22 protein-coding genes and 4 pseudogenes are annotated in these 26,426 nt (G+C 67.1%); 11 read left to right on the plus strand and 15 right to left on the minus strand.

What is annotated here, in order from left to right:
* The first annotated feature begins 92 nt into the window (after positions 1 to 92).
* On the plus strand, positions 93 to 833 hold the full coding sequence (locus tag ABT078_RS31655; RefSeq protein ID WP_351233810.1) for a group II intron maturase-specific domain-containing protein: 741 nt from the start codon (positions 93 to 95) through the stop codon (positions 831 to 833).
* Positions 834 to 966: 133 nt separating this feature from the next.
* Positions 967 to 1,761 (plus strand): IS5 family transposase, encoded by a 795-nt coding sequence (locus ABT078_RS31660; protein WP_351233812.1) that lies wholly within the window; start codon positions 967 to 969, stop codon positions 1,759 to 1,761.
* On the opposite strand, the gene ABT078_RS31665 is transcribed toward ABT078_RS31660, so the two are convergent.
* The 4 genes from ABT078_RS31665 to dnaE all read right to left on the minus strand — a co-directional run bounded on the left by ABT078_RS31665 (position 1,679) and on the right by dnaE (position 7,705).
* Positions 1,679 to 2,245, minus strand: coding sequence for a BAR domain-containing protein (locus ABT078_RS31665; protein WP_351233814.1), 567 nt, complete (start codon positions 2,243 to 2,245; stop codon positions 1,679 to 1,681). The genes ABT078_RS31660 and ABT078_RS31665 overlap by 83 nt on opposite strands.
* An 85-nt stretch (positions 2,246 to 2,330) precedes the next feature.
* Positions 2,331 to 2,936, minus strand: a complete 606-nt coding sequence (locus tag ABT078_RS31670) for a hypothetical protein (protein ID WP_351233816.1) — start codon at positions 2,934 to 2,936, stop codon at positions 2,331 to 2,333.
* 858 nt (positions 2,937 to 3,794) lie between these two features.
* Positions 3,795 to 4,145, minus strand: coding sequence for a DUF6300 family protein (locus ABT078_RS31675; protein WP_351233818.1), 351 nt, complete (start codon positions 4,143 to 4,145; stop codon positions 3,795 to 3,797).
* Entirely contained in the window at positions 4,142 to 7,705 is a 3,564-nt protein-coding gene (gene dnaE, locus ABT078_RS31680; RefSeq protein WP_351233820.1) for a DNA polymerase III subunit alpha, read from the minus strand. Before dnaE ends, ABT078_RS31675 begins: the two co-directional genes overlap by 4 nt.
* A 1,141-nt stretch (positions 7,706 to 8,846) precedes the next feature.
* Here dnaE and ABT078_RS31685 point away from each other — a divergent pair.
* Positions 8,847 to 9,176, plus strand: a pseudogene (locus tag ABT078_RS31685) (helix-turn-helix domain-containing protein); the annotation flags it as partial.
* A 742-nt stretch (positions 9,177 to 9,918) separates the two neighbouring features.
* Here ABT078_RS31685 and ABT078_RS31690 read toward each other — a convergent pair.
* Together ABT078_RS31690 and ABT078_RS31695 are read right to left on the minus strand one after the other, a co-directional pair.
* Positions 9,919 to 11,240: pseudogene (locus ABT078_RS31690) on the minus strand (IS1380 family transposase).
* 205 nt (positions 11,241 to 11,445) lie between these two features.
* A complete protein-coding gene (locus ABT078_RS31695; RefSeq protein WP_351233824.1) occupies positions 11,446 to 12,795 on the minus strand; it encodes a competence protein CoiA family protein in 1,350 nt (449 codons plus the stop codon).
* A 990-nt stretch (positions 12,796 to 13,785) separates the two neighbouring features.
* On the opposite strand from ABT078_RS31695, the gene ABT078_RS31700 reads away from it, so the two are divergent.
* A complete protein-coding gene (locus ABT078_RS31700) occupies positions 13,786 to 14,340 on the plus strand; it encodes a hypothetical protein (RefSeq protein WP_351233826.1) in 555 nt (184 codons plus the stop codon).
* Positions 14,341 to 14,428: 88 nt separating this feature from the next.
* Here ABT078_RS31700 and ABT078_RS31705 read toward each other — a convergent pair.
* Positions 14,429 to 14,500: pseudogene (locus tag ABT078_RS31705) on the minus strand (DUF6207 family protein); the annotation flags it as partial.
* Between the two features lie 104 nt (positions 14,501 to 14,604).
* Between ABT078_RS31705 and ABT078_RS42910 the strand changes: the two are divergent.
* Together ABT078_RS42910 and ABT078_RS31710 are read left to right on the plus strand one after the other, a co-directional pair.
* The gene (locus ABT078_RS42910) at positions 14,605 to 14,832 is read left to right on the plus strand and encodes a DUF7848 domain-containing protein (protein ID WP_502981406.1); all 228 of its coding nucleotides are present in this window, start codon (positions 14,605 to 14,607) and stop codon (positions 14,830 to 14,832) included.
* A gap of 76 nt (positions 14,833 to 14,908) precedes the next feature.
* A complete protein-coding gene (locus tag ABT078_RS31710) occupies positions 14,909 to 15,052 on the plus strand; it encodes a hypothetical protein (RefSeq protein ID WP_351233828.1) in 144 nt (47 codons plus the stop codon).
* A gap of 217 nt (positions 15,053 to 15,269) precedes the next feature.
* Here the strand turns inward: ABT078_RS31710 and ABT078_RS31715 are convergent, their stop codons facing one another.
* From ABT078_RS31715 to ABT078_RS31735, 5 genes and pseudogenes are all read right to left on the minus strand, one after another.
* Positions 15,270 to 15,956 (minus strand): hypothetical protein, encoded by a 687-nt coding sequence (locus tag ABT078_RS31715; protein ID WP_351233830.1) that lies wholly within the window; start codon positions 15,954 to 15,956, stop codon positions 15,270 to 15,272.
* 181 nt (positions 15,957 to 16,137) lie between these two features.
* Complete coding sequence (locus tag ABT078_RS31720) at positions 16,138 to 16,740, minus strand: hypothetical protein (protein WP_351233832.1); 603 nt, start codon at positions 16,738 to 16,740, stop codon at positions 16,138 to 16,140.
* Positions 16,741 to 17,009: 269 nt separating this feature from the next.
* Positions 17,010 to 17,132: pseudogene (locus ABT078_RS31725) on the minus strand (DUF6207 family protein); the annotation flags it as partial.
* A gap of 171 nt (positions 17,133 to 17,303) precedes the next feature.
* Positions 17,304 to 17,681: a toxin Doc gene (locus tag ABT078_RS31730; RefSeq protein WP_351233834.1), complete on the minus strand. Its 378-nt coding sequence runs from the start codon at positions 17,679 to 17,681 to the stop codon at positions 17,304 to 17,306.
* A 2-nt stretch (positions 17,682 to 17,683) separates the two neighbouring features.
* The gene (locus ABT078_RS31735; protein WP_351233836.1) at positions 17,684 to 17,932 is read right to left on the minus strand and encodes an antitoxin MazE7; all 249 of its coding nucleotides are present in this window, start codon (positions 17,930 to 17,932) and stop codon (positions 17,684 to 17,686) included.
* Positions 17,933 to 18,301: 369 nt separating this feature from the next.
* On the opposite strand from ABT078_RS31735, the gene ABT078_RS31740 reads away from it, so the two are divergent.
* Positions 18,302 to 19,159 (plus strand): hypothetical protein, encoded by an 858-nt coding sequence (locus ABT078_RS31740; RefSeq protein WP_351233838.1) that lies wholly within the window; start codon positions 18,302 to 18,304, stop codon positions 19,157 to 19,159.
* A gap of 507 nt (positions 19,160 to 19,666) precedes the next feature.
* Here ABT078_RS31740 and ABT078_RS31745 read toward each other — a convergent pair.
* The 3 genes from ABT078_RS31745 to ABT078_RS31755 all read right to left on the minus strand — a co-directional run bounded on the left by ABT078_RS31745 (position 19,667) and on the right by ABT078_RS31755 (position 23,197).
* Positions 19,667 to 20,383 (minus strand): GIY-YIG nuclease family protein, encoded by a 717-nt coding sequence (locus ABT078_RS31745; protein WP_351233840.1) that lies wholly within the window; start codon positions 20,381 to 20,383, stop codon positions 19,667 to 19,669.
* Entirely contained in the window at positions 20,380 to 21,702 is a 1,323-nt protein-coding gene (locus ABT078_RS31750; protein WP_351233842.1) for a helix-turn-helix domain-containing protein, read from the minus strand. Before ABT078_RS31750 ends, ABT078_RS31745 begins: the two co-directional genes overlap by 4 nt.
* 766 nt (positions 21,703 to 22,468) lie before the next feature.
* Positions 22,469 to 23,197, minus strand: coding sequence for a GntR family transcriptional regulator (locus ABT078_RS31755; protein WP_351233922.1), 729 nt, complete (start codon positions 23,195 to 23,197; stop codon positions 22,469 to 22,471).
* 282 nt (positions 23,198 to 23,479) lie between these two features.
* Here ABT078_RS31755 and ABT078_RS31760 point away from each other — a divergent pair, with 282 nt between their 5' ends.
* Genes ABT078_RS31760 through ABT078_RS31775 form a run of 4 tightly spaced genes read left to right on the plus strand, consistent with a single transcriptional unit; the run spans position 23,480 to position 26,344 of the window.
* Positions 23,480 to 23,962, plus strand: a complete 483-nt coding sequence (locus tag ABT078_RS31760; protein WP_351233844.1) for a hypothetical protein — start codon at positions 23,480 to 23,482, stop codon at positions 23,960 to 23,962.
* Positions 23,959 to 24,375 carry a hypothetical protein gene (locus ABT078_RS31765; RefSeq protein WP_351233846.1) on the plus strand — a complete coding sequence of 139 codons (417 nt, stop codon included), beginning with the start codon at positions 23,959 to 23,961 and terminating at the stop codon, positions 24,373 to 24,375. Before ABT078_RS31760 ends, ABT078_RS31765 begins: the two co-directional genes overlap by 4 nt.
* Positions 24,372 to 25,955, plus strand: a complete 1,584-nt coding sequence (locus tag ABT078_RS31770) for a hypothetical protein (RefSeq protein ID WP_351233848.1) — start codon at positions 24,372 to 24,374, stop codon at positions 25,953 to 25,955. Before ABT078_RS31765 ends, ABT078_RS31770 begins: the two co-directional genes overlap by 4 nt.
* Entirely contained in the window at positions 25,955 to 26,344 is a 390-nt protein-coding gene (locus ABT078_RS31775) for an RRQRL motif-containing zinc-binding protein (RefSeq protein ID WP_351233850.1), read from the plus strand. The genes ABT078_RS31770 and ABT078_RS31775 overlap by 1 nt, the downstream gene beginning before the upstream one ends.
* Positions 26,345 to 26,426: the final 82 nt, after the last annotated feature.

The raw sequence follows: 26,426 nt of genomic DNA on the forward strand, positions 1-26,426 counted from the left end.
TGACGCGGCCTACTCTCGCCGCGAGGCAGCTTCTCCAACCTCCGGTAGCACAGCGTCACTTCGAAGGTGAAGTTGCCCATTGCGTTGGAGGCGTGATCTCGCCCCTGCTGGCCAACATCGCCCTGTCGGTGCTCGACGAGCACCTGCACGCGGCATGGGAGCCAGGCGGAGTGATGTCGACGCAGTCGAGGCGGCGGCAACGGCGCCTCAAGGGCCTGCCGAACTGGCGCGTCGTCCGCTACGCGGACGACTTCGTGGTTCTGGTCCACGGGACCAGGCAGGACACCGAGACGCTGCACGAGGAGATCGCTCACGTCCTACGACCGGTCGGCCTTCGGCTGTCACCAGCCAAGACACGGGTCGTGCACATGAGCGAGGGATTCGACTTCCTGGGGTTCCGCATCCAGTGGCGCCGCAGACGAGGAACGAGCAAGTGGCACGTCTACACCTTCGTCGCCCAGCGGCCCCTGCGGTCGGTGAAGACGAAGATCCGTGCCCTGACCCGCAAGACGTCGCAGCAGGATCTCGGCTACGTGCTGACCAGCCTGAACATGATCACGCACGGCTGGGCCAACTACTTCCGGCACGCCGTCGCGAAGAACACCTTCGGCATGCTGGACAACTTCACCTGGTGGAGACTGATCCGCATGCTGCGCGAGCGGCACCACTGGACGTGGTCGGACGTCCGCCGCCGGTTCGTCACAGCCTCCGGGCGGTGGCTGCCGATCACGGCGGGCGAGATCGAACTGCGGAAGATCGGCGCGATCCCGGTGACCCGGTATCGCTACCGCGGCAACTCGATCCCCACTCCCTGGCCCCTGCAAGAAGCCTGACGGCAACGACCGTGGAGAGCCCGTTGCGCTGAGAGGCGCACGGCGGGTTCGGCGAGAGGTCCGGGGAAACGGACCGGGAGTAATCCCGGCACCGCGCCCCGGGCCTACTCAGCGGGCCGAGGTCCGCTCGGCGATGCCGGTGCCGGCCTGGCTCCTCAAGCGGGGCGGGCGTCCGGAGGCGTATTGCCACCGCGAGATGCTCGACGCTGTGCGTTATCTGGTCGACAACGGTGTGAAGTGGACGGCTCTGCCGGTCGATTTCCCGTACTGGCGGGCGGTCTACGACTTCTTCCGCCGCTGGCGGGCCTGCGACTACGTGCGTGAGCTGTACGAACGCCTGCGATGTTCGGCGAGGGCACGCGCAGGCCGCAACGCCGAGCCCAGTGCGGGAATCATCGACAGTCAGTCGGTAGACGCCTCCGAGACCGTCGGCGAGGACAGCCGCGGATACGACGGCGGCAAGTCACGTGACGGGCGCAAGCGCCACATCCTGACCGATTCCGAAGGCCTGCTCCTGGAGGTCACCGTGACCACGGCCGATGTGCACGACTCCAAGGCCGCCCCCACGCTGCTGGAGACGTTCATGGACCAGCCGGGCCGGCTGTTGAAGCTGGTGTGGGTCGACAGTGCCTACCAGGGTCCCGCACTGGCGAAGGCGTTCGCCCGTCACGGAGTCCGGATCGAGGTCGTGCGCCGATCCGACGGGCAACGCGGATTTGTCGTACTGGCCCGCAGGTGGGTGGTGGAGCGCACGCTGAGCTGGCTCTCCCGCTCACGCCGCCTCAACCGCGACCACGAACGCCGCCCCGACCACCACGCCCAGATGGTGTGGTGGGCCGCCGTGATCAGGCTGTCCCGACGCCTGGCCGCAGACGCTCCGCGCTGGCCGGAGAAACGCCCCGGCCGACTGCTCCGGGCGCGGGCATGAACCGTCTGTCCTCCGCCCGCACCAGCCAGCCCCGCTTCTCCAGCACGTAGGCACGGTGACGGATCTTCTCCACCTCGTTCTTGATCTCCGCTTCCCGGCCCACCGCCCGCGTCAGCTCCACCCCGTTCACCGGCCCCGAAGCAGCCACCGCAGCGGCGAACACCTCCCGATACAGGCCGCTGAGCACCTCCTCGCCCATGCCCGACCGCCACACCGGCGGCCTCTCGCGATGCCCCGCGCCGGAGCCGCTCGATCCCACGCCGGCAGCCGCCTCACCACCAGACGGCACGGAAACCGGCGTATTCACCGGGCTCTCCTCGGCCAGCACCGACACGAGCTCCTCACGCCCCACCCGGGCCCGCTCGACCCGCTCCCGCGCGGCATCCACCTCCGCCTGAGCCTGCTCCAGAACCTCCGTCCAGGACTCCAGATCCTGCCTCGCCCGCGCCTCACGCCGTTCCATCAGCCCCAGCACCGACGGCATCGCACCCTCCTCGATCAACAACAAGCCGTCCGCTGCCTGCCCCTACCCCTCCGCGATCATGCCCCGCACACGAAGAAGCCCCTGCTCATCGAACAGGGACTCCCTTTGCCACAACGCACTCACTGCTGGCCAGGGTGCTGCGTACCAGGGGCACCATCTCCGGGATGTGTACCGCCAACTCAGACGCGGCCAGCGTCATCGCCGCTGCGTGCACAGCAGCTTCCCTGACTGGAGAGTTCGCATCGCAAAAGTACGACTGGGCCGCCTCGTAGATCTGCGGGAGGATGGCGCGCACCGCAGCGACATCTTCAGGTTCTCCCGCGCCGTCTTCCGTGTAGGTCGCGTCGTCCGCAAGGTCGCCCAGCCATTCCAGGAGCGCGGCGCGCATCGGCCGGCAACGCTCATCGTGGAAGTAGACGCCACTGGTCATGGTTCGAGGGTGGTCCAGGATAGCGATGACGAAACAAGCGGCCGGTGCCGTGGCGCTGTAGATGGTGTTCTGGTGGGTCACCATGTGGACGAGGTTGCCCAGGGCAGCTCTCTGTACGTATTCGTCGTCGTCCAGCAGTCCCGCCAAAATGTCTGGGGTCGCTGGGGGTTCGGTCAGATAGGCATGTTCAAACGCGCTCCAATCGGTTTGCAGAAGGAGCGTCCAGGGGTCAACTGCCCCGCTGTCAGCATTGATCGGCACGGGCCCAAGTGTGACCTGTGGGCCGTGTGTGGGCCTAGCCAATGCGTGAAGATCCAAGTGGCGAACGAGGACACACCCGCAAGGAGGAAGATCAGTGGCAGCGACCGTCTCCACCGTCGCTCCGCCTCACGGCCTTTGACAGCAGGGGTCCACCGCGCCTCCAACCGGTTGAGATCGATGTAGGCACGTAGATCGTATGGCAGGAGGGCTATCCCCTGCGATACAGCAGCGAAGTACCGCAATCCCAGCAACCACCCCCTTCCGCTACCGTCTCCCTGGGGACTCGTCGGCCGGTATGGCCGCCGCTGACCGGTCTGGCTAGAGCTACGGATCAGAAGATGGCCCGTCACGTGACGGCAGTCTGACGGCAACGACAGCGAACGCCACGGTACGCAGCGGTACGTCATGGTGTGTCAGCCTTGATGGTTGTCGGCACGAATCGAGCCCCATGCCGTCCGATCAACTCGCCTGAAAGTGGAAGGTCGACTCATGCCCCGTGCCCGCTGCGTGCCCGGTGCGGCCGCATCTGCCGGGGACTCACGGGGAACAGCGGCGCTGTAGGCGCTCCCGCGCAGGTCAGGGACTTGCCAGGTCAAGCCGAAGGCGCATACGGGAACTTCCAAACTAGGGACATAGGTGGCTCGCCCCGGGCCAGTAGCCTCCCGAAACCTGCGCGCCGGAGAAGGCGAACGGCATGCGCAAGCTCTTTGTGGAACAGCTTGCCGTCGTCGAGAACGGCAGTGCCGCCGAGCATGGCACCGGCGATATCAGGGTGCCGGCCGGAGGAGTGTTCTGAGGGAAGTAGCAACCGGACCGTCGATGGGACCTACCTGTGACCCGGGCCGCCCCATCTGACTGTCACAGCTCTCCGCGTCGCCAGCGCTCGTGTTCCTCGTCCAACACTGCATTGTCGACGTGCCGGTGCCGCACGGACTCGACCCAAGCGGCGACGAGCTCGGCGAACGTCTCCGCGTTGGCGAAGTCGATCTGCTCGTTAACCGCGAAGAGCGCCATCAGCGCGTCGGCAGCGGTCTCTCCCTGGTCGCAGGCTGGGCACAGCGCCGCTTCGCGGACGCCGTTCACGTCCTCGCCGCGGGAGTTCCTCCGGGAGTGCGGGAACTGCGCCAGGAGCAGCGTCAGACCGCTACAGCGGTCGCACACGGGCGGGTCTGCGAGGGCGAGGATGATCTCCTCTTCCTGGACGCTCACGCCACACCGGCCCAGGCGGCCGGGCCGAAGGTTCCCTTGATGTCGGAGGCGACGGAAGTTGCGTCGACGAGGAAGCCGAGCTCGTACACGACCGTCTTGTCTGGGGCCTGAACACGCAGCCGTACGGGGCTCTCACCCTTGTGTGCGCTCAGGATGCGCTTGAGTTCCCTCACTGTCGGCTCGTTGATCTTGTGGGAGCGCAGAGCGAGATGCACGGGAGGCCTGCCGCCGTGCTCCGCGGATGACACGTCCAGGTCCTGCACCTCGCTGCCGATGATGTTCATCGTGCCGTCGCGGTCTTGCACACGTCCGCTGACGGCGACAACGGCGTCCGGGACGAGGGCGTGGCCGACGAGCTGGTAGGTGGCGGGGAAAAAGCACACCTCGATCGAGGCATCCCGGTCGGCGAGCGTGATGGCTGCCCAGGCGTTGCCCTGTTTGGTGATCTTCCGCTCGACGTTGGTGATCAGCCCGGCAATCTTTGCGGGCCCTTCCTGACCGGAAGCCAGAATGTCCGCGATCGTGGTGTCCCGGTTGCGTGTGAGGATGTGCTCGGTGCCATCCAGAGGGTGAGCGGAGACGTACAGACCCAGCATTTCGCGCTCGGTGGCGAGGAGCTGCTTGCGCGGCCACTCGTCTTCGCCGATGGGGAAGTCGAGGCCGAGGGCCGGGGTGTCGTCCTCGTCTCCGCCGAGTCCGGCGAACAGGTCGTCCTGGCCGTAGGCTTCGGCCTTCTTCACCGGGATGATTGCGTCGATCGCCATCTCGTGTGCAGCCGAGAGACCCTTGCGACTGTGACCAAGGGAGTCGAACGAGCCCGCCTTGATCAGGGACTCCACGGCCCGCTTGTTCAGGGCGCTGATCTCCGACTTGTCGAGGAAGTCGGCGAACGAGGTGAACTTACCCTTCGCCTTGCGGGTCTGGACGATGGAGTCGATGACGCCTTCGCCGACGTTGCGCACTGACTGGAGGCCAAATCGCACGTCTTCACCGACGGCGGTGAACTCGGCGACGGACTCGTTCACGTCCGGCTGGAGCACCGTCACGCCCTGCTTGCGGGCGTCGGCGAGGTAGATGGCGGCCTTGTCCTTGTCATCGCCGACGGAGGTCAGCAACGCGGCCATGTACTCGGCCGGGTAGTTGGCCTTGAGGTAGGCGGTCCAGTACGAGACCAGGCCATATCCGGCGGTGTGGGACTTGTTGAACGCGTAGCCCGAGAACGGGAGCATCACGTCCCACAGGGCCTTGATGGACTCCTCGGAGTACTCGTTGCCCTTCATGCCGCCATGGAACTTCTCCCACTCTGCGGCCAGCACCTCGGGCTTCTTCTTACCCATGGCGCGGCGCAGCAGGTCGGCGCCGCCGAGGGTGTAGCCGGCGAGCTGCCGGGCGATGGCCATGATTTGCTCTTGGTAGATCAGCAGATGGAAGGTGTTTCCCAGGATCGGCTCCAGAGCGTCCTTGAGTTCCGGATGGATCGGGGCGATCTCCTGGCGGCCTGTCTTGCGGTGCGCGTAGTTGGTGTGCGCGTTCGCGGCCATCGGTCCCGGCCGGTAGAGGGCGAGCGCGGCCGCGATGTCTTCGAACCGGCTGGGCTCCATGAGTTTGAGCAGCGTGCGCATGCCGGCGCCGTCGAGCTGGAAGACACCGAAGGTGTCGCCGCGGGCCAGGAGCTGGTAGGTGGTGGCGTCATCGAGGGGGATTGTCTCGGTGGACAAGTCGACGCCGCGGTTCTCCCGGGCGTTCTGGATGGCCTGGTCGATGACGCCCAGGTTCCGCAGACCAAGGAAGTCCATCTTGATCAGGCCCATGGCTTCACAGGACGGATAGTCGAAGCCGGTGATCTTGACGCCGTCCCGGGCGCGCATGTGGAGCGGGATGCGGTCGGTGAGCCTGGTCTTGGACAGAATCACCGCAGCTGCGTGAACGCCTGTGTTCCGGATCAGGCCCTCGACGCCCTTGGCGCCGTCGACGACCTTCTTCACATCCGGTTCGTTCTCGTACAGGGCACGAATCTCGCCGGCCTCGCCGTACCGAGGGTGCTCGGGGTCGAAGATGCCGCTGATCGGGATGGACTTGCCCATCACGTCTGCCGGCAGCGCCTTGGTGATCCGCTCACCGTGCGCGTATGGGTAACCCAGCAGGCGTGACGTGTCCTTGATCGCGTTCTTGGCCTTGAGCTTGCCGAACGTGTTCACCATGGCGGTGTACTCGTCGCCGTACTTCTCGGTGACGTAGCGGACCATCTGGTCACGCTTACGGTCGTCAAAGTCGAGGTCGACATCCGGCGGGTTGATGCGCTCAGGGTTGAGGAACCGCTCGAACAGAAGGCCGTGCTCCAGCGGGCACAGCTCGGTGATACGGGTGGCATAGGCGACGATGGAGCCGGTCGCCGAGCCACGGCCCGGCCCGACCGGGATCTTGTTGTCGCGTGCGTACTTGCAGATGTCAGCGACCACGAGAAAGTACGAGGAAAAACCCATCGGACCGATGACCTTCATCTCGGTCTCGAACCTCTCCAACACCTCATCCGGGACGGGAGATCCGTAGCGCATCTCCAGCCCCTTGATGACCTCGCGCCGCAGCCACGATTCCTGCGTCTCCCCCTCGGGCACGTCCGGGAACTGAGGCATCTCATCGACCTCATCGAAGACCTCGGCGTAGGACTCGATGCGCTCGGCGATCAAGAGGGTGTTGTCGCATGCCTCGGGCAGCTCGCTGAACAGCTCCCGCATCTGCTCGGCGGTCTTGAGGTAGTAGCCGGTGCCCTGGAACTTGAAACGGCCCGGGGCGTCCTTGTTCTTGCCAACACCAATGCACAGCAGGTTGTCGTGCGCGTCGGCGTGCTCTTCCACCACATAGTGGGCGTCGTTCGTAGCCAGAAGGGGGATGCTGAGCTCCTTGGCCAGACGCAGCAAGCCGTCGCGGACGTCCCGCTCGATGCTGAGGCCGTGGTCCATCAGCTCCAGGAAGTAGTTCTCCGTCCCGAAGATGCCCTGATAGGCAGCCGCAACCTCACGCGCCTCGTCGTACTGGTTCAGCCGCAGCCGGGTCTGGATCGCCCCGGACGGGCAGCCCGTCGTTGCGATGATCCCGCTCGCATGCTCGGAGATCAGCTCCATGTCCATGCGAGGCTTGCCAGCCGGGAACTGTCCCGTGTAGCTGGCTTCGGTCGAAAGGTAGAACAGGTTCCGCAGGCCCTCGACGTTCTGTGCCCACATCGTCATATGGGTGAACCGGCCGCCGCCGGAGACATCCTTCGAGCCCTCGCCGTCGTCCGACATGGCCCGCTGCCCGCCCGGCCCCCAGAACTCCTGCTTGCGATTCCGGCGGGAGGACGGCGCCACGTATGCCTCGATGCCGATGATCGGCTTGACGCTCTCGAAGCCCTTGGCCACCTGCTGGAACTCGTACGCCCCGAACATGTTGCCGTGGTCGCTCATCGCGATGGCGGGCATGCCCTGACGCGCGACCTCCGCGAACATCGGCTTGAGACGCTGAGCGCCGTCGAGCATCGAGTATTCGGTGTGATTGTGCAGGTGAACAAAGGAATCGGTCACCGGGCAGGCACCTCCGGAGCGGGTCGCGGGAAGCCCCCACCTTATGCCTCGGCACCCACAGGAATCGGCTGCTCCGCCGCCTCCAGACAAGATCGAAAACAGGGCAGCCGCCGTGACCGGCACGCTGACCGCACTGTGCGCCTGAACACGCCGTCATCACCCTCCCTGCCGGGACCGCACCGCGCACACGCGCATTCCGGGCCAAGACCCGTACCTGTCGCGGAAGGGCCCACGAGACACCCTTCGCGGGCCTGGCCCCGCATGGATGGCGATGTGGAGCAAAGACCGCGGTCCAGCTTGTCGACAGCCTCCGGTCATCGCCCAGCTGGCGGTGTCCGGCACTCCGGGCATAGCGTGCTTGCACCGGTGCCGTAGCGGACGGTCAGGCCGCGGCACCGCGCACACAGCGACCTGCTCCACCCAGCATCCGAGCCGCATCGCAGCCGCCTGCCGGTCGCCAGTCACGCTCTGGGACGCGCGCGGCAGCGCCGCGTGAGCCCGGGAGCAAGAGGGCTGGGCCGGGATCACCCGGCGCGGTCCGGGTGTTCGGCCGCCGCCGGTGCTGTTCCGCCACGTAGGACAGGAACGTCGTCGGCCGCAACGCGGCCGTGGACGCGGAGGCAGCCGCAGGATCCCGGAAGGTGAAGCCGCGGACCGCGCCTCCGGTGTCGCGGACGGACCCTTTGCGTTCCTCGCGCTCTCGGTGCGCCGACTCCCAGCTGCACTCCGGGTCCAGCGCCTGCGGTGTCGGCTCGACAGGTTGGTCGTCGCCGACATCGCCCACTTCATGGCTGGCCTTCCGCTCGACAGCCCGAGTGCGGGCCAGTGGATCGATGAGTCGTCTGCCACCCGTGGCCGGTGGCGCGCCCTGGTGAGTACCCGGCGCGACCGCCTGCAGACCGCGCGGCGCCGGCTCCCCGTCGTCGGCGACCTCTGATTCACTCGGCGACGAATGAGTCGCCGACACCACCCGCCACGGCGTGGCCGCGGCGGGGCCGGTGAGTGGGGTGGAGTTGACGCGGATGGTGGGCCGGGAAGCGGAGATCAAGAACGAGGTGGAAGATCCGTCACCGTGCCTACGCGCTGGAGAAGCAGGGCTGGCTGGTGCGGGAGAAGAACGGACGGTTCATGGCCGCGCCCGCGCCGCGCCCTGTTGCTGGAGATCCACGCCTTCATCCAGCAGCACCTGGGTGAGCCGGACCTGTCTCCGGGCACGATCGCCGCCGCCCACAACATCTCCCTGTGCTCCCTGCACCGGCTCTTCAGGGACCAAGGTCAGACCGTAGCCGGGTGGATCCGCGCCCGGCGGTTGGAGCGCTGCCGCCGGGTCCTGGCCGACCCCCTCATGCACTCCACTCCGGTCCGTGCCGTCGCGGCCCGCTGGGGGTTCACCGATCCTGCGCACTTCAGCCGAGCCTTCCGGGCCGCTTACGGACACAGTCCCAAGGACTACCGCCAGCAGCATCAGTAGCCTGCCCGAGCCTCCATGTGGCACGCATCGTCAACTACTTGTCGCTGGTCGACAAAGACATCCCATTCATCATCCACGACACTCAAAGCGCCTGGTTTGCGCCGCCTCGTCGTGACAGGTGCGACAGACGCGGGCGTCCGGCCAAATGTGCCCACGACAAGAGAGTCGGGGGTAAAGGAAGGGGATTAGGCATGCGAGTAGCACGACGGGCGAAGTTGGCCTCGCTGGCGCTGGCCGTACTTGTCGTCCCGGCAGTGCTGGTGGTGGGTACCGCGGGAACTGCCTCAGCAGGAAGTTCGGGCTGCGCCTACGAGGGTTACGACCGCGCCTGCGGCACAAATTACGGGCCCTCGAACGGGACATCCAACCTGCAGGTTTGCGACAACGAACGGGACGGTAACGGGGTTTACGCCACCTTCTACACGCTCATGACGCCTTCATACAAGAAAATATCTGACCCGAACGGGAGTGACGCGGGCTGCGGATCCTTCAACGGCTGGAACCATGCGGTGACCAGGATAGTGATCTGCGAAGACGACTGGGGCGCCGACACTTGCCGGGAACAGCGCCTCTAGCCTCGATCTTGCATGAGGGTCCGTCAGCTTGCTGACGGACCCTTTTTGCTTGTTCAGAGTGGAGATTTCTGCTTGTGGGCAGGTTGAGGGCCCGGCTATCGCGTCGGGTGGGCGCCGGGTTCCACGGCTCCGGGGTGGTGCTGCTCGTAGGGGCGGGATGCTGCTGGTCAGCCGGGGTTCGGGAGGGCATCGAGCCGGGCGAGGGTGTTGGTGATCTCGTCCGTCCAGGGCCAGTGCTTGGCCAGGCGGAGGATGCGGCGGCGGCCGGTAGTGACGAGCTGGGCGCGGCGGTGGAGAACAGTCGTAGTCGCATGCGGCGGGGTTCCCACCGGCGGGCGGTGCCGGTCAGCGCGAGCATCGGCATCCAAGCCAGCAGATCCAGGGCGATCTGGACGATCTCCAGCCAGATCTGGTTCTGGGCAGTGTCGTGCAGGGGAAGGTTGCGCAGGCCGGTGGCCCGCGCGGCGCGGATGCGGTCCTCGGCGCGGGCCCGCTGGCGGTGCCGCAGCTCCAGTTCCGTGATCGGCACGTTCTTGGTGTCGGTGGCGAAGCAGGTCAGGCGCATCCCGTCGGCGTCGGTGAAGCGCAACTGGGCGCCGGGGTGGGGGCGTTCCTTGCGGACGATCAGCCGCATGCCCGTGGGCCAGCCCTTGAGACAGTCGCCGTCGAGTTCGGCGACCCAGGCGCCGTCGCGGATGTCGCCGTCCGGTTCGACAGCCGCAGTCCAGGCCGTGGCCGGGATCTTGAGGACGGCCTGGTGGATGGCGTCGGTGATGGTCATGCCGACCGAGTACGACAGCCACCGTCCGCGCTGGGCGAGCCAGGCCACGAACTCGTGGGTGCCGCCGCCGGAGTCGGAACGGATCAGTGTCCGGCGTCCACGCCGGTACTTCTTCGGCAGTTGGGCCAGGGCCAGTTTGGTGGCCTCGATATGGTCGGCGGCGGTGTTGGAGCCCGCGTTGCCGGGCCGCAGCAGGCCCACGACCGGCTCGCCGGACCCACCGGTGCCGTGGTTGACGAAGCCCATCAGCGGGTGGTGCCCGAAGGTCTTCTTCCAGGTCGCGGTGGCATCCTGTTCCTCGGAGTGCGCCAGGACGAGGACCCCGTCGATGTCCACGATCACCTGCCCGCCCTTTTCCGGCGCTGCATCACCTGCCAACTTCCACACGCGTTCGCGTACTTCGGCGCGGGCCGCACGGAGCGCGGCCAGGGCTCGCTTCCCGCCCCGGGCCAGTGTGTCGATGAGCCGGGAGACCGTCGGGTCGGAGGCCACCTGCCCGAACACGGCCGGCTCCGCCCGCAGCATGCCCGCATCGGCCAGGCAGTCCCCGCCCAGCGCGACCGCGAGGGCGACGTCCAGGAGGACCTTTTCCGGATCGTGGACGGCCCGCTGCTTGCGCCACGGGGCGAGCGCCGCCGATATCGCCCGATCAAGGCCGGTCTTGCGGACCGTCTCGACCAGCAGCACCGCGCCGGCCTGCGAAACCACTCCGCGACCGCCGCCCTCGACACGGACACGCGAGTAGGCCCGATACGCTTCTTCACCTGGAAAGTGCCTCCGGCGGTGGCGGGAACAAGGACCTCAGCAATCCTCATTCTCGCTGGTCAGAGGCACTTTCTACTTTCGCGATCACCAGTCGGACAGCCCGCTTCGTGAAAGCGCGAGGCTAGCGGCGCCAGGGCCCTTACCGGGGCTACTGGCCGCGGCAATCGGGGCAGAGCGTGTTCGCGCCGGCGCCGTAGCGGACGGTGAGCCCGCGACACCGTGCGCACGGCCCGACCTGATCCACCCCGCAGCCGAGCCGCTCCGCTGCCGCCCGCCGGTCCAGGACTGGGCCCTGCGACGCGACGGGCGACGCCCCGGCAGCCGCGACGCGACGGGACTGGGCCGGGATCACAGCAGGCGGTGGGAGTGGCAGGCCGCCTCGCCGACGCTGCTCCGCGACGTACGACAGGAACGTCGAAGGCCGCGCCGCAGGCGTGGGCGCGGCCGCGACCGCCGGATTCCGCAGGGTGAAGCCGCGGACCGCGCCCCCGGCGTCGCGGACTGCCCCTTCACGTTCCTCGCGCTCTCGGTGCGACGGCTCCCAGCTGCACTCCGGGTCCAGCGCCTGCGGTGCCGGCTCGACAGCTTGGTCGTCGTCGACGTGACCTGGCGAGGGCTCAACAGGCTCGTCTCCAGTTGCTTCCAGGTACTTCTGCCGGTCGCTGGCGGTGACCCACATGTGCGCTGCGCGCGACCGCCCAGCCCGGCGCTGTAGGTAGAGCGGCACGTACTCGCCGGCTGCCGTCAGCCCGATCAGATCGTCCAGGTAGACGCCGAACGCCGGAGACCATGTGCCGTGCCAGTGAGCGCAGCGCCCGTACCCGCGGTCCGGGCACGGCAAGGGGTTTCGGGGATCCGCGCACCGCGTCATCGTCAACCGCCGAACGCCACCGCGGACCAGGATCGTGTTTCCCTTGGAGATGTCCTCCCACGGCATCCGGTCGATACGCGCCCACGGAGTCCTCTCGATGAGCGGCGCCGTACGATCGTCGGTCGTCCACAGAGGGCTCAGCCCGTCCCGCCGCGCGATGTCGCTGCGCTTGACCACCGCGGCCGCCGTCGCGTGCGACAGCTGGATCTCACAGCCCAGCTTCAACCCGCGGTCGCCGTGGACCAGCACGTCCGTACGGCGCCGCCCGTCCGGCCCGCAAGCCTCGAGCTCGGCATGGAATCCCGCACGCCCGGCAGCGACCGCGATCCGCTCCTTGAGCGCCTTGTGCCGCGGAGACTCAGGGGCGTTGACGTGCCGCATCCCGGTGTTGAAATGGCAGGCACGCCGCCGGCCGCGCCAGACCTGCAGGTACATCCACTGCGGACAGCCAGGATCGCGCTCCATGCACTCCAGACACTGCAGATCCCCACGCTTGGTCTTGCCATAGAGCTGCTCCCACAGCCCGGGACGATCCGGATGCCCCAGGTCAGGAAGAGACAAATTGATCTTGATGCCCAGCTTCGTGTGGAACACACCATGAGCCATACAAAAGACGGTATGACCCACCACTGACAGTCCAACAGGGGCAGAACCCCCACGGAACCGGTATCGAGAACGAGCCCGACGGCCAGCTATCTATTCAAGTGACAGGAGCGCACCGGTGGTTACCTCTGTGGCACCGGGCAATCACGAAGCCGGTTCCAGTCAGCGGCCCTGTCCAGGATGTCGCCGGCGCGGATTGCGCGGCATTCGACGCGGGCGGCGCACAGCCTCATCGCCGCTGTCGGCGGCACCGGCCGAGGAGAACCCGCCGGGAACACTGGGGCGGGCGGGAGCCGGCACACTCACCGTGGGCGGCGTCGCTGCAGATGGCCGGCGCTGCGCGCGGGCGAGCACCCGGGCGTTCGGGATCAGCGGCGCGCAGGCCTCACAGACCTCTTCCACGCTCCAGACCCGTCCGACGGTCGAGTCGTGGCGCAGGATCAGCACCACACCGCCGCTGCAGAGGACCTTGGCCTCTGGGTGGGCGCCGCACTGCTGAGCACGGCAGTGGCAGGACGCATTGGCGCGGACCGTAGCGGCCTTCGCATGGGCGGCCGCGTGCCCAGCAGCGAAGGCCCGAAGAGCCGCAAGGTCTCTGGACCGGGCCGGCATCCGGCACGCCGCGGTTGTGCACGTAACAGTTGCCGAGCGGTCGGCGTGTCCGATGAGCCGGACCGTCCAGGACCGTCCAGGGATGCGCTCGGTGGAGGATTCGCTGTACGCGGTCGTCACGCAGGCCGTCCGTTCGTTGCTGCTTGAGAGTGATGAAGTCGGTCCACTATGGGCTACCCGCCTGCCTCTTGGGCAGCACGTTTCTTCCCGCAGAGGTGCGTTCCCGCGCGAGCCCCCGGGAATTGCCGTTGTGCCCCACCAGGCGAGGCCGGCCCTTCGCCGATGTAGGGCGGCTACCAGCCAGATCCTGCCGAACCCGCCATACGGACGAGGGCAGCACTGCACGATCGAAGATCGCCAGGCGCGGGCAGGCCGCGCCCGTCTCGCATACAGGAGAAGCCGATGGTCCCCGCCGTCCACCAGCCCGAGTCACTGACGGCCTACCTGCGTCAGCACCTGAACCTCACCCCCGACTTCGCCGCCGGGCAACTCAGCGTCGAGCAGATCGCCGACATCGCTCTCCTCGCCACCGCACACTCCGCCCACTACGCGGCCACCAGCCACCTCCTCTCCCTCGTCGCAGGCCTGCCCATCCCGTCCGACGAGCCAAAGGACTTCTGGTTCCAGCTCTGGCAGGCCTCCGGCACACCGGTCCTCATGCCCACCAACGTCAAAGGACAAATCCTGCGCGCACTGGACGGCGACGGGGCAGGCCTGGCCGACCAGCTCCTTACCGCGATGACCGACATGAACTCCGAGGAGCGAACCGCCGCCGCTGCACTGATCGGCCAGCACCTCGCGGACCACGCCGGCCTTCCCGAGAACGAAGGCCCCGGCCTGGGGGAACTATGGCTGCGCGATGTCGATATCACCGCCTGGCGCCTGCTGTACGCGGACCGAACTCGCCCCACCTGGGAGTCCCAAACCGCCTTCCGCAACGGATGGAAGAACGTCTGACCTGTCCCACCGCCTCGCTGGCGCTCCGCGGGCCTCGCAGCGCCAGCCGGCGCCCGAGCTGGCCGGGCGATGTTCACCAGAACGCGCGCTACATGCGACTGCCGGCGCGCCGGATGTCTGCGTACACGCGGGCCCGCACCCCGGGCTCGCCGGGCACCCGGACGCCCGGTCAGTCGGGGACTACTCGAAGGCGTCGGATGCGAACGTGGTGCTCCGTACGCACCTGCGGGAAGAGGGCGGGGCCGAGTGATGGTGCGCTCCGTCATGAGGTACGTGACGCACCGGATCGCACAGCATCCAGACAGTGACGTCACGTTCGAAGCCGAGTGTCTGAAGTGCGATTGGCAGGCCACGCCATCGGAGGACGGCGCGGCGGTCGACGTCGAGTGCATGAGCCACACCGGCCGGACAAGACACTCAGGGTGCCGGCGCACTTGTACCTCGTTCGCCATGGTGACCAGGGTGGGTACCGAAGCGGCCTCGGCTCGTTGAACACGAGCAAGGCGCGAGTACTGCGCGAAGCGCCCGCACGTAACGATGCGCGAGCGGAAATACGGGAGGCTGGCTCATGACCCAGACGCCGGTAACGGAGCTGCCCGAAGGCGAGCCGTCGGCCCAGCGGCCTCAGGTCATCTGCTACCGGTCGACGACCAACCCGCAGGTGACGGTGGAGTGGCGCAGGGGCAAGTGGTCGAAGGAGCAGCGGCTTTAACTTGCTCGCATCCTTCTCAAGGAGCCGCCGCGCCCCGAGGGCCCACCCCACCGCTGACGTCGCGCGACGATAGGCAGGAGTCGCCGGGCCCAGTGCCCTGGCAGCCGAGGTCGGCGAAGGGGGGTGGGGGATGACCCTCTGAAGTGCGGTTTCCTCACCGCCCAGTCTTACCGGCCAAGATCGCGCCACGGTTTCAGGGTCGATCTGGCCCAAGAGGTTACAGCAAACCGCACCCCTGCCGAGCAATCAGGTTGATGATGCCGAGCGCCCCGACTGCCGCCATCATCATCCACATGGCCCACGTCACCCCAAAAGACGTCATCACTCGCCGAATGGGCTCAAACGGCAACTCGACCACCTCTTCCTTGCGGCGGTCCACGTCGATCAGAGGCACGCTCAGGTACTCCACGTCCGACTGGGGGCCGTCGACAAGCACTGAGATCTGAACGACCTGCTTCCGGGCCAGGAGGCAAGGGCCAATGAGAAGCCCGGCTCGCGAGGCGGGGTCAACTGCTACGGACGGAGGGGTGCTACCTGCCGGCCCCGTCGATACGTCCAGCACGGCAACAATGTCGGCGCCGAGGTCACACTTGATCGGGTCGCTGCGGTGAAACTGCGCGACAGTGATGTCACGGCGCCCTGCGTTCCTGAGCTCCAGCTCAACGACTCGGGGGCGGCTTACGGGAGTGGTGCCGTGAGTCACCGCAAGGGCCCCGGTCTGACTGTGTGACGCCGTGAACAGCGAGGTATTGGCGAGAGTCCGGTACACAAGGCGACGCTTCGGGTTGTTGGCACGCAGCGTCGCGAAGGCGCCGAGGGCGCCGAGGGCCATGGCGACGAAGATCGTGATGCCGAACTGCCAGAAGGACCCGGACTCATACCATGCCGGCGCTGTGATCTGCATGGTGACGCATTGAACCATTTACGGCAGCCGTACGGGAGCCGTCTTACAAGTCTCCGCGCACGGCCAGCTCGATGTGCTCCCTGGTCACAGTCTCGGGACCATGCTCGGCGGCGAAGGCCCGGAGGCGGGCGAGCGGAGTGTCAGGGGTGCCAGAGACCTGAGAGCAAAGCGAACACGTAGGTCAGGCCGAGTCTTCCCCGGCGGTGAACGCCTCGCTCTCGTAGCGAGTCATCGCCTCGCGGCGTTCCTTCGCATACTGGGCCTCAACAGCCTCGGCGGTGATTCCCATGCTCTCCATGATGGGGTCCAAGACCCTCTCGCTGAAGCGTTCGTCTGTCTGCGTGAGCAGTCGACAGTCCGCCTTCAGGTCCGTGCACAGTCTGGTCCGGCCAGCCTCGCTGATCATGTCTTGGATACGCTCGCGCCAGAAGTTGTGAACCAAGTCGTTGCGCCGCTTCAGGCACCTGGTGAGGTCGTCGATGACCTCTGGGTAGGCGCTGGTGTGCGGCTCGACGCGTTTGATGAGCTTGCCCATCATGTCCTTGAAGCCCTGAGTCCAGGGGTCGCGGATGAGCTGCTCTCCCTGCTCCCTCGCCGTGATGATTCTGGTGAACGCGAGAAGGTTGACGAGCGAGTGTTCAAGGCAGTTGGCCTTGTAGATGGCCAGGCCGAAGAGGGCGTACACGGTCTTGTGGTCCGTGTCGTTGTCGTACTCGTCGTCCGGCTCAGGCTCCGGCTCCTCGCGCCAGGTCGGCTCATGCCTGACCACATACAGTTCGTCCATGCCTCCAGTGTGCTGTCAGGGCGGGCCAACTCGTACTGAACTTTGGGGACTTGATCAACAGCACTTGTGAGCCGGCCGACCCTCGGGCTGGGGGTGCCTGCATACTCTCGAACTCGCTCATGCGCGAGCATCTCGGCGACGGCGACAGCAAGGGGCAGGCCGGTACGGCGCTGCGCCTGCCAGGCGTCGAACTTGCGATGGCACGACTCGGTGCTGTTGGAGGTGGCCCACCACCTGTCCAACTCGCGCATCCCGGCGAGTGCAGTCGCCTCATCGTGGGCGGTGATATCCAGGACCACCAGACCCGGCTCGCTCACGTGCTGTTCGTCGATACGGTTCATGACCCGACCGACGCGACCAATGGTGGCCCGGTTCGCCGGGGAAACACGCATCACCCACGCGAGCGATCACTCCGGGCCCAGGACTGAGCTGTGAGCAGCCCCCCTCAAGCCGCCGCCGGGCACCAGCGGTGACCTGGGCCGGAAGAGCTGCCGCAGCCGTGCGTCCCGAACAGCGAGGAATCCTGGGAGGACGAACCAGGTGCAGCCGACTGCCCCTGACGATCAAGGGCTCTGCAATGAGCGAAGACGATCGGCGATGTCGTAGACGTCGAGACGAAGGGCACGGACATCGCTGATCAGGTCCCGCCACTCATCGTAGGCACCGAGGATCTCCCTCCCAGAAGCCCGAATGTAAGCAGTAGCCACGGCGTACCCGAAAGCCTCGTTCCGCGCAGGAAGAGGCTGCACCAGCACAATCTGCTGCAGCAGCGCAGCCGCCCGCCAAAACGCATCAGGGGAGCTGACATCCAGATGCGGAGTGTTCACACGGTGCCGGGCCACCGCGGCGACCAGCGCCGAGTAATCGGCCACTGCCAGATCCTTGCCCAGCAACTGCTCCTGGCGGTCCAGAAGCCACCGGATGTCGATGTGCAGGTCCAAGGTCAGGCCGCCCGGTTGCCGGAGCGCGTCGCGGCCGGCAACCCGCCGAAGTCACGGTCGAAGCTCTCGAGGAAACCAGGCCGCGTGATGGCGTCATGGAAGGCAGCTGTGGCCATGCCGAGCTTGATCTGGTTCTCCTGCTCTATGGCGAGCTCGGCGAGATAGGCGCGCACACTCTGCCCGCGGGAGGCGGCAATCGCGGCGAACCGGTCCCGAGTCTCGCTGTCGATCTTGACGGTGGTGTCAGCCATACCTTGAGTATGCACCAATGACTACCTCTGTGAATACCTACTCGAGGGCGCAACGTAGATGAGGTCGGGTACTCCAGTTGGCACTGCCCAGCAGGCCGAATGCTCAGCTCGACGCACCCTCCACAGGGAGGTGGTCTCGGTAGTACTGCGAGTGCGGTCAGGTCCATGCTCGCGAAGCATTCGAGCACTGGGGCGGCGCACCGAAAAGGTTTGTCAAGAGGTCGGACGTCGACGATGATCACCTCATGACGACCAGAAAGGGCCATGCCGTCTAGGCGCCCCGCTCCCCTCTCCACCGCTCGCGCGCCACCGACCGCCGCTCACCGCAGCGCCCGATGGCCGTGACCGCCCACCCAGGAGAGCCCGCCCGTGCAGAAGACCGCCCTCATTCCCTACGCCCACCTCCCCCGAGCGCACCACGACCGCCACGTCCTGACCAGTACCGTCGACGTCTTCGGCGCCGCCCACTGGCTGCTCGCCGAACGCGCTCCGCAGCCCGGCGGCGATGTCCTTCCCTTCGACGCCCTGGTCGTCTCCGTTCATCCGGGCGGCAATGTCGAACTCACCGAGCTGAGCGCCGTGCGGGCCCGCTGGCCGCACCTGGACCGCCTGCCCGACGCCGGGTTCGTCGTCGCCGCGTCTCGCGCCCGCCGGTACGAGGACGCGAACCAGGTCCAGGTCTTCGACGCGCTCGGCCGCGAGACCTCGTCCTTCTCCGTCGGGGACGCCATCGAGCACCTGCTCGTGGACGAGGCCGGCCATATCTGGGTCGGGCACTTCGACGAGAACCCGGCCGGCATCCGCCGCTGGAGCGCCACGGGCCGGCTCGCCTGGACGTCAGACGGCGCCCGCATCCCCGGTCTCTTCGACTGCTACGCCCTGAACGTCTCGGGCACCGCCGCCTGGGCGTGCCCATACACGGACTTCCCGCTCGTCGAGATCCGCCCCGACCGGCCCGTGAGAGTGTGGGCGAACCGCGTACGGGGCGCCCACGCGGTGGCCGTCCACGGCGATCGGGTGGCCTTCTACGGCGGCTACGGCGAGGAGCTGGACCGACTCGCCCACGGAGAGCTCACCGAAACATCCGTCGAGCCAACGGACGTCGGCCTGCTCACCCTGCCCGATGGCTCTGCCCCCGGCCGCCGGCGGGTCGTCGGCCGAGGAAGCAGGATCTACGTCCAGGCCGAGCCGTTCACCGCGTGGGGCGTGTTCGACCTCAGCAGCTGATACCCGCACTGGAAAGACCATTTCGACCCGGTCGCCGACCATCCGACGGCCAGTCCCGCAAGGAGCTTGCCGCGGCGCGTGCCAGCGAGGGTCAGACGGTCTTCGACCGGTTGATCGAAATCTTCGACGAGCAGGTGCCCGGCGCTCTTCTGCTGCGCTGATTCCCTGTGCCCCGCGTGGGACCCGCGGTCAAGGCGCGGGTTCCAATGCTCGACACGAGCAGGCGGGCCAGCTCGCGCTCGGCGTCACCGTCGGGCCGATTCTGAGCATCAGAGTTGTCCATCCGGGCCAACTAGCGTGCACGGTCACAGTAGAGAGCCATCCGTGACAGGGGGTGCGCCACGCTGACGCAAGGTATGGACCGCCCCGGGCCAGGGCTACGGCAGGGCATCGCAGCGGCCGGCGGTGATCGTCTCCCGACTCGTCCTGATCTTGATCAGCCAGGTCGGGAGCGGGAGGGAGGTCGTGATGCTCGTGGTCACGAATACGCGTCGCTGGGCTCCCGATTCAAACTTCAGCGTGCAAGGGCTCTTGGCGATTCCCATGAGCCGGCCCGTAGGCGTAGGCGAGATCAGCCAGCTCAAGGTCCTGTCTTCGGACACCACGGGCAGAGCCCAGACGGACTCCGCGCGGAAGGCAGCGAGCAGTGAAGCGCTGTCGCGTGGTGTTGACGTACGCCCCGGGTTCCACCCCCGCGGGGTCGATGAACCCCATCTCCCGTAGGCGCCGCATCCGGCCTCTCACGATGCTCTCGGCTTCGGCCAGCCGGATGGCCACGTCCTGGTAGGTGAAGGCTGTGTCACCAAAAGCTCGGCGGATTTGGAGGTACATCGCGACGGGGATGGTCAAGTCGAGCGGAGTGCCGCAGTCCCAGTCCACCAACCTTTGTCCATGCTGACCCACCACACGAGCCTCTGTCGTGAGGCGGGGTGACGGCAGCTCAGCCTGGGGCTCCTTGAGCCCAGCTGCTGCCTCCGTGATCGACGGCACAGGGTCACCAGGAAAGGCGAACCACTCCCCGTGGGAGCGGTATTCGGCGAAGCGCGAATGAAGCGCGCCCTCCAGCTCCTTCCCGCCCTCGCACGACCAGAGGACAGACAGCTCGATAGGGCACATCAGCTGAATGGCGCGAAGCCTTCGCTGAACGTCAACCGACCGCCCGATCTTCACCGTCGGGAGCCCTGGGGTGCCGATGACGTAGACCCACTCGAGAGACCTGCTCATTTCGCATCTCCGTCATGCCCTTGCATGGCCATCTCCCGTAGAGCCAGCTCGATGCCCTCCTCCAGACTTCCGTGCCTCTCCCTGCAGGCCGAGCACATGCCAGTCGGCTCGTCAGGCCGTACCCGCCGCTTCGATGTACCAGGGATCCCGCAGTAGTTGCCAACGCACTCAGGCCAGCCGAGACATGCCGGGCACATGTCGTGCCCATCAACGAGGGCCGGACTTCCGCAGTCCTTGCACTCAGCCAGGACGTGCTGCACCTCTCCCGTCCACGCGGGCGGCGTCCATGTCGCGCCCTTGTCCACGATCCCGTTGTCCCAGGACTCGCCAAGTTCCGGGGCAGATGGAGCTGGAATGGCCGGCGCAGTTGCAGGAACTGGGCCGTCGGCAGCACGGCGCAGCCGAGCAGCAATGAGGGCCTCGCGGCTCGTTTTGATCACGCTCGGCCACCCGGGGCCCACAACGACGTGCCGGATCTGTGCCGGAGTCCAGCCCGCGGTGAGCATCGAATCCACGACCGCAGCCTGATCAGAAAGGATCTTTCCGGTCAGCAGGAACTCGGGGCCGCATTCCTGCGCAATCGCGTTGAGCACGTTCACGCCTGGGGCGGCCTGCCTGATCTGTTGGCAGGCGCCCGGCGTCGCTGGCGACTGGACCGCTGCATCCTCGCGCCGGCACTGCTCCTCGATGCCGCGACCGCTTCCGTCCGTCCCTCCATCCCGTCCCGCAGGAACCGCAGGTGAAGGCGCGCCGGAAGGATGGAGGGATGGGTGAGGGTTCTCTGAGGGATGGGTGAGGGTTAGTGGCTCATCTTGAGCCGGGGGTGGGCTCATGTTGAGCCGGGGGTGGGCCCAAGATGAGCCCGGGGTGGGCTCATCTTGGGCCATCAGCAGGTCAGGGTCGGGCTCAGGTTGAGCCCTCACCTGGTCAGAGGCACTCTTCTTAGTCTTCTTGCGCTTCGCCGGAAGCGCGGTGCCCTCGGCGAACGTGAGCTGCTCGATGACGTTGTCCTCGTAGGCCGTCTTGGGCCGCGCCAACTGCTCCAGGAGTCGCAGATTGACCCGCGTCAGGTTCGTAATCGGATCGCCCGTGACCGGGTCGACGCGGCGGACCGAGCTGATGAGGCCCTTGTCGACCAGCGACTTCTTGACGCGTTTGACCGTGGCTGCCGATGTCCCACAGTCGTCGACGAGCCGCTTCTGTCCCGGCCAGCAGTAGCCGTGATCATCGGTGCGATTGCAGTAGGCGAGCAGCAGCAGCTTCTCGGGACCGTCGAGGCCCTCGGCTGCGAACACCAGACCCATGTGTGCAGCGGTCATCGGGCCCCCTCCGGCACCCGGATCATCTCGCCCCTCGGCACGATGCCCGCAGGCACAGGCTTCACGCCATGGACAACAAGACCGTCATGACTGACCGCGGCCGCGCTCGAGACGCGCTGACCCTTAGGCTGGCTCACTGGAGCCCCCGCGACACCACTGGGCTGCGCTCCATCCGACCGGCGCTCGAGGGTCGCCGACTGGTCAGTGATGTCTGGGTCGCGTGGCCCCTGCGCATGTCCGCAGTCGAGCACGGCACACCTCCTCTTGGATGCTGTGCCGTGAACCCTCCTCAGGCTGGCTTGCCCGAAGGCTTGCCCTGAGCTCGAAGCGAGCGCGGGAGAGGCTTGCCCGGATCGTTGGAGAGTGGGCAAGGCGTGCGCGGGCATGTCCACGGATCCTGCGCGTCGGCTTGCGAGCTGATCCTTTGAGGATGTAGCTGCGTGAGCTGCGGGGATGTACTGGATGAGCACTTTGGTCCCTAGATTTCTAGGGAGCCGAGATCAGCAGATATAGGGACGTTGATCACGGAGCTGGGCCCGTACTGGGCTTGCCCGGGAATCATTGTCTATTCTGATAGCGGTGACCGACGGGCCCTGGTGGTCCAGGCACCCAGCACGGTCACCGTGCTGACCACGACTCCGGATGCTTGCCGGCTGGGGAGTCGCTTACGACGGCCGTTCCTGTGACAGCAGGGCGGCCGTCGCCCGTTTACGCGGGAAGCGTCATGATCACGGTGGGCCTTCCTCTGTGGCTCGTGGGCCGGGTGTCAGGCGTCGAAGTCGTACTCGAGGACATAAGCCTGGGAGTCCAACGTCATCTCGTTAACCTCTACGACGCGACCCTCGTCTGTGTAGGCGGTTCGACAGACTTTGATCACGGGAGTGCCGCCTGACAGATTCAGGGCAGCCCTCTCGTCGGCGGAGGGCATGCGGACCTGGATCTCCTCTCGGAAGCGGGCCGGCGCGAAGCCCAGGTCGGCGAGCCGCGCGTAGATACCCCCAGGGCCCGGGTCCGCCTCAGCCATGGCAGTCCCCTCGACCAGAGCGAGGGGTAGGTATGACGTTGAGACCAACACAGGGCGGTCCTCAACGATGTGTCGGCGGTAGCGACCGAAGGCGCGTCCGTCTGCATCCAGTTGCAGGACATCCGCGATCTCGTCCGGAGGCGTCACAGGGCCCAGCACTCTGCTCTCCACGGTCAGGTCGCGACTGTCGTCAGCGGAGAAGATGGAAGCGCCCGATGACCACTGCTCCCGTGCGAGCCGCGCAACACCACGTCGCCGAATCGGAGTGAACGGGGCAAGGACGAAGAATCCGGCCCCCTTCCGAGACTCGGCCACGCCCTCAGCCGCGAGCGTTCGCAGAGCCTGACGGGCGGTCATGACGGCAACGCCGTGCTCTGCGGCCAAGGGGTTTTCGCCTGGAAGTCGATCGCCAGGGCCGTACTGGCCCGCATCGATCGCCGCCTTCAAGGCATCGGCAATCTGCCGGTACATCGGTTTCTCGCGCTTTCGGCCAGTCACACCCTCTCCCTACCTCGCTAGCGATCCTACGACCCACAGGAAACGCCGATCACGTTGGCATCCGACACCGGATGGTACATCGATAGCGAGGTGTTGACATCCATAGCGAAGCAGCGTTTCCTGTTTCTCGGAACGTCGCTAGCGAGGTCGGAAACGGCCGCCTGGCGCAACGGCACTGCCATGCCAAAAACGGCCCCCGGGATTGCGCCCCGGGGACCGTCGCACGAGCCGTCCGACTGAAACGGAGTACGACCCGTGAACACCATGATTGCAGGTCACCGACCCGCCCCCCAGTCCACTGAACTGGCCCGGGTCGAGGCCCTCTTCGAGCTCCAGCTGCTGACCGGTGTGACGACCGGCCTGTGGGTGGGTACGCCGGACGAGCCGGTGGACTTGCGGGCGGAGCGGCTGGAGTTTCTGGCCGACGTGATCCTCGGCATCGATGAGGGCGGGGCGACGAACCCCGAGGCCAAGGCAAAGGCGGCCCGGGTGGCGGTGCTGCACCGTGTGGCTCTCGGCGAGCTGGTGGACGCGCCGGCGCTGCTGTTTCGGCACGCGCACGGTGATCCGGCCGATTGGTCTGAGGCTGACTTCGAGGCTTACGAGAACATCGCCCGCGCGGACCAGGTGTCCACGGAGCCGGAGCTGTTCATCGTCGTCGACGAGCTCTCCGCCCTGCTGCGCAGTGGCCGCGCGGCCGTCGTCCGGCGGCTGATGGCGGAGGTGCGGGCCGCATGAGCGCTACGACCGCCACCCCCACGACCGATGCGACGAAGTCGTCCATGGTCTGGCTTCAGGCCGTGGTCACCACCTGGTCCATCACGGGCCTGATCCTCTTCGGTGCCGCCTGGGTGCTGGGTCTGCAGGCGAGCTGGTGGCAGCGCATTCTCCTCGCGCTCCCGGTCGTCGGGCTGGCCTACCTGGATGCCCGCGGCTTCAACGCCGTGATAGAGATCCGCGCCGGCCTGACCCGCGCGCTTTCCGACCTCGACTGGGCGCAGATCCCGCTCGCCGTTGCCGGCGGCGCGTGGCTGCTCGGCCTCATGGCTGACGCGGGCCAGCGTCTCGCGATTGGGGCCGTCATCGGCCTGGTTGCTGCCCTGTACCGCTGCGCCCCGCACGGGGCGGCCCCCGCTGGAGGTACGCGATGAGTATCACCGACTTCCGTACTGCCCGCCGCGAGGACCAGGCGTCGGCGCGTGAGCAGGACCGCGAGGACCGTCGTCTTGCCGCCGAGCTCGTGCGGGAGGAGAAGGAGCAGGCGCGGCTGGATGAGGTCGAGCGTCGCCGTCTGGAGCGCGAGGACGAGGCTGCGCGGCGTGAGCAGGATCGATTGGACAGTGAGCGCAAGGCTAAGGAGAAGAAGGATCGCGAGGATGCGGCTCGGGCGCAGGCTGACAAGGAGCGTCGGCGTGTGCAGGCTGACAAGGAGCGTCGGCGTAAGGAGCGCCGTGAGCGGTTTGTTGCCCGGCTGAACGCTGCTCCTAGGTGGCTGGCGGAGCACCTGGATCTGTCCGCGGCGCTCGCGGTCATGGGCTGCAGTATCGTGCCGGCGCTCATGTCTCAGGCCGCGTCGCTGAGGACGACTGGCATTGTCGAGGAGATGGGTTGGCTGGGCTACCTGCTGGTTGGCCTGCTGCCGGTGATGCTGGAGTGCTCGGCGTGGGCTGCGACGGCCGGCGAGGCCAAGGCCATGAAGGATCAGCGTTCGCCGTGGCCGTACCGGATTGCGGTGTATCTCTTCGCCGGCCTGGCCGCGTGGATTAATTACCTTCACGGGGCGCATGTTGGTGGCGCGAAGTACGGCGTCATCCTGGGGTCGGTCCTGGCCGCGTCGTCCGTGATCCCGATCGCGGTGTGGCAGTTGGTCCAGCTCGGTCGGCACGGCGAGTACCGCGAGCGGATGAAGCGGGCCCGCGAGGCGCGCAAGGCGGCGGCGAAGACGCGGGCGCGGCGCAAGAGCGAACTGCCCGCGGTGTGGGCAACGGCCCGTCGGCTGCGCGCCATTGCTGGCCACGAAGCGCTGAGCGAGGACAACGCGTGGCTGGCCGCGTACGCGGTTCATGAGGGGGCTGGTGAGGACGGGCTCCCGCAGGATCTGCTCCAGCTGCTGTCGGCCGACATGCTCGGCCTGCGGGTGGAGGCGGAGTCCCGTCTGGCGGTCGTCCTCGGGGACCTTGCCGAGGCTCGGGCGTGGCGTCGGGAAGCGTCCGCGAAGCTGTCCGGCAAGACCTCCGAGGCGGGGCCTGAAGCGTCCGCGAGCGAGTCCGCGGAAGGTGGTGCAACCCTCCCTACGCGGGTCTTCGAGGCGTCCTCCACGGGGCTGATAATTCGTCCGGGAAGGCCCCTGTTGCGGACGGTATCTACGCAGATCAACCCGTCCGTCCCCCCGTCCGCACGCACGTCTGAATCCGCGCCCGCGCGGACGCGCGATACCGCACCCGCGCGCACGCGTAAGGACTCCGGGAAGCAGACCGTTCGGAAGCTGTCGACGGGCGCGAAGAGGGCCGCCTCGGTCACCGCGAAGCGTGCCTCGGCGGACGAGAACAAGGCCATCGAGCAGTGGATCGCGGACGAGCTGAAGGCCGGCCGTGACGTGACTCCCGCGGACGTGAAGACCGAGACGATGCGCCGCCGGCAGGAGCGCAGCAAGCGGGATAAGAGCGAGCCCAGCCGGACGTGGATCTACGACCGGATCGGCAAGGCGAAGCTGCATCGGCGGAGTGCGTGATGCCACGGGTCAACCGTCGATATCTGGATCCGGACGGCGAGCGGTTCGGGATCCCGACCTGGCCCTGGCGGATGGGGCCGCCCTCGGAGGAGTGGGCCACGATGCGGCAGCTCAAGGCCCGCGGACTCCGGCCGGGCGGTCAGCCGGTTGCCGGTCAGCTCGGCTGGCGGACCCGCAGCGGCGACAAGTTCGCCTACCTCTACCGGGTCGAACTGGCCCGACCACGAAGGCCGATGACGGAGGCGAAGTGGGCCTCTATCCACAAGGCGACGCAGGCCCGCCGGATATGCCCGGCCTGCAAGCAAGTACGCGACTACGAGATCCCCAAGCGGTACGGCGTCTGCAACGACTGCCCCGGCGGCGCGAACGAAGCGGCTGCCGCCGCGTAAGGCGAAGACCAACCACCTGAAGAGCGCGAGACGAAACCGCCGGTCTCTACCGACCAAAGCGAAGCCCGGCGCCCGTCTCGCG

Source organism: Streptomyces sp. NPDC002133 (assembly GCF_040296405.1).
In the GTDB taxonomy this organism is placed as follows: Bacteria; Actinomycetota; Actinomycetes; order Streptomycetales; family Streptomycetaceae; genus Streptomyces.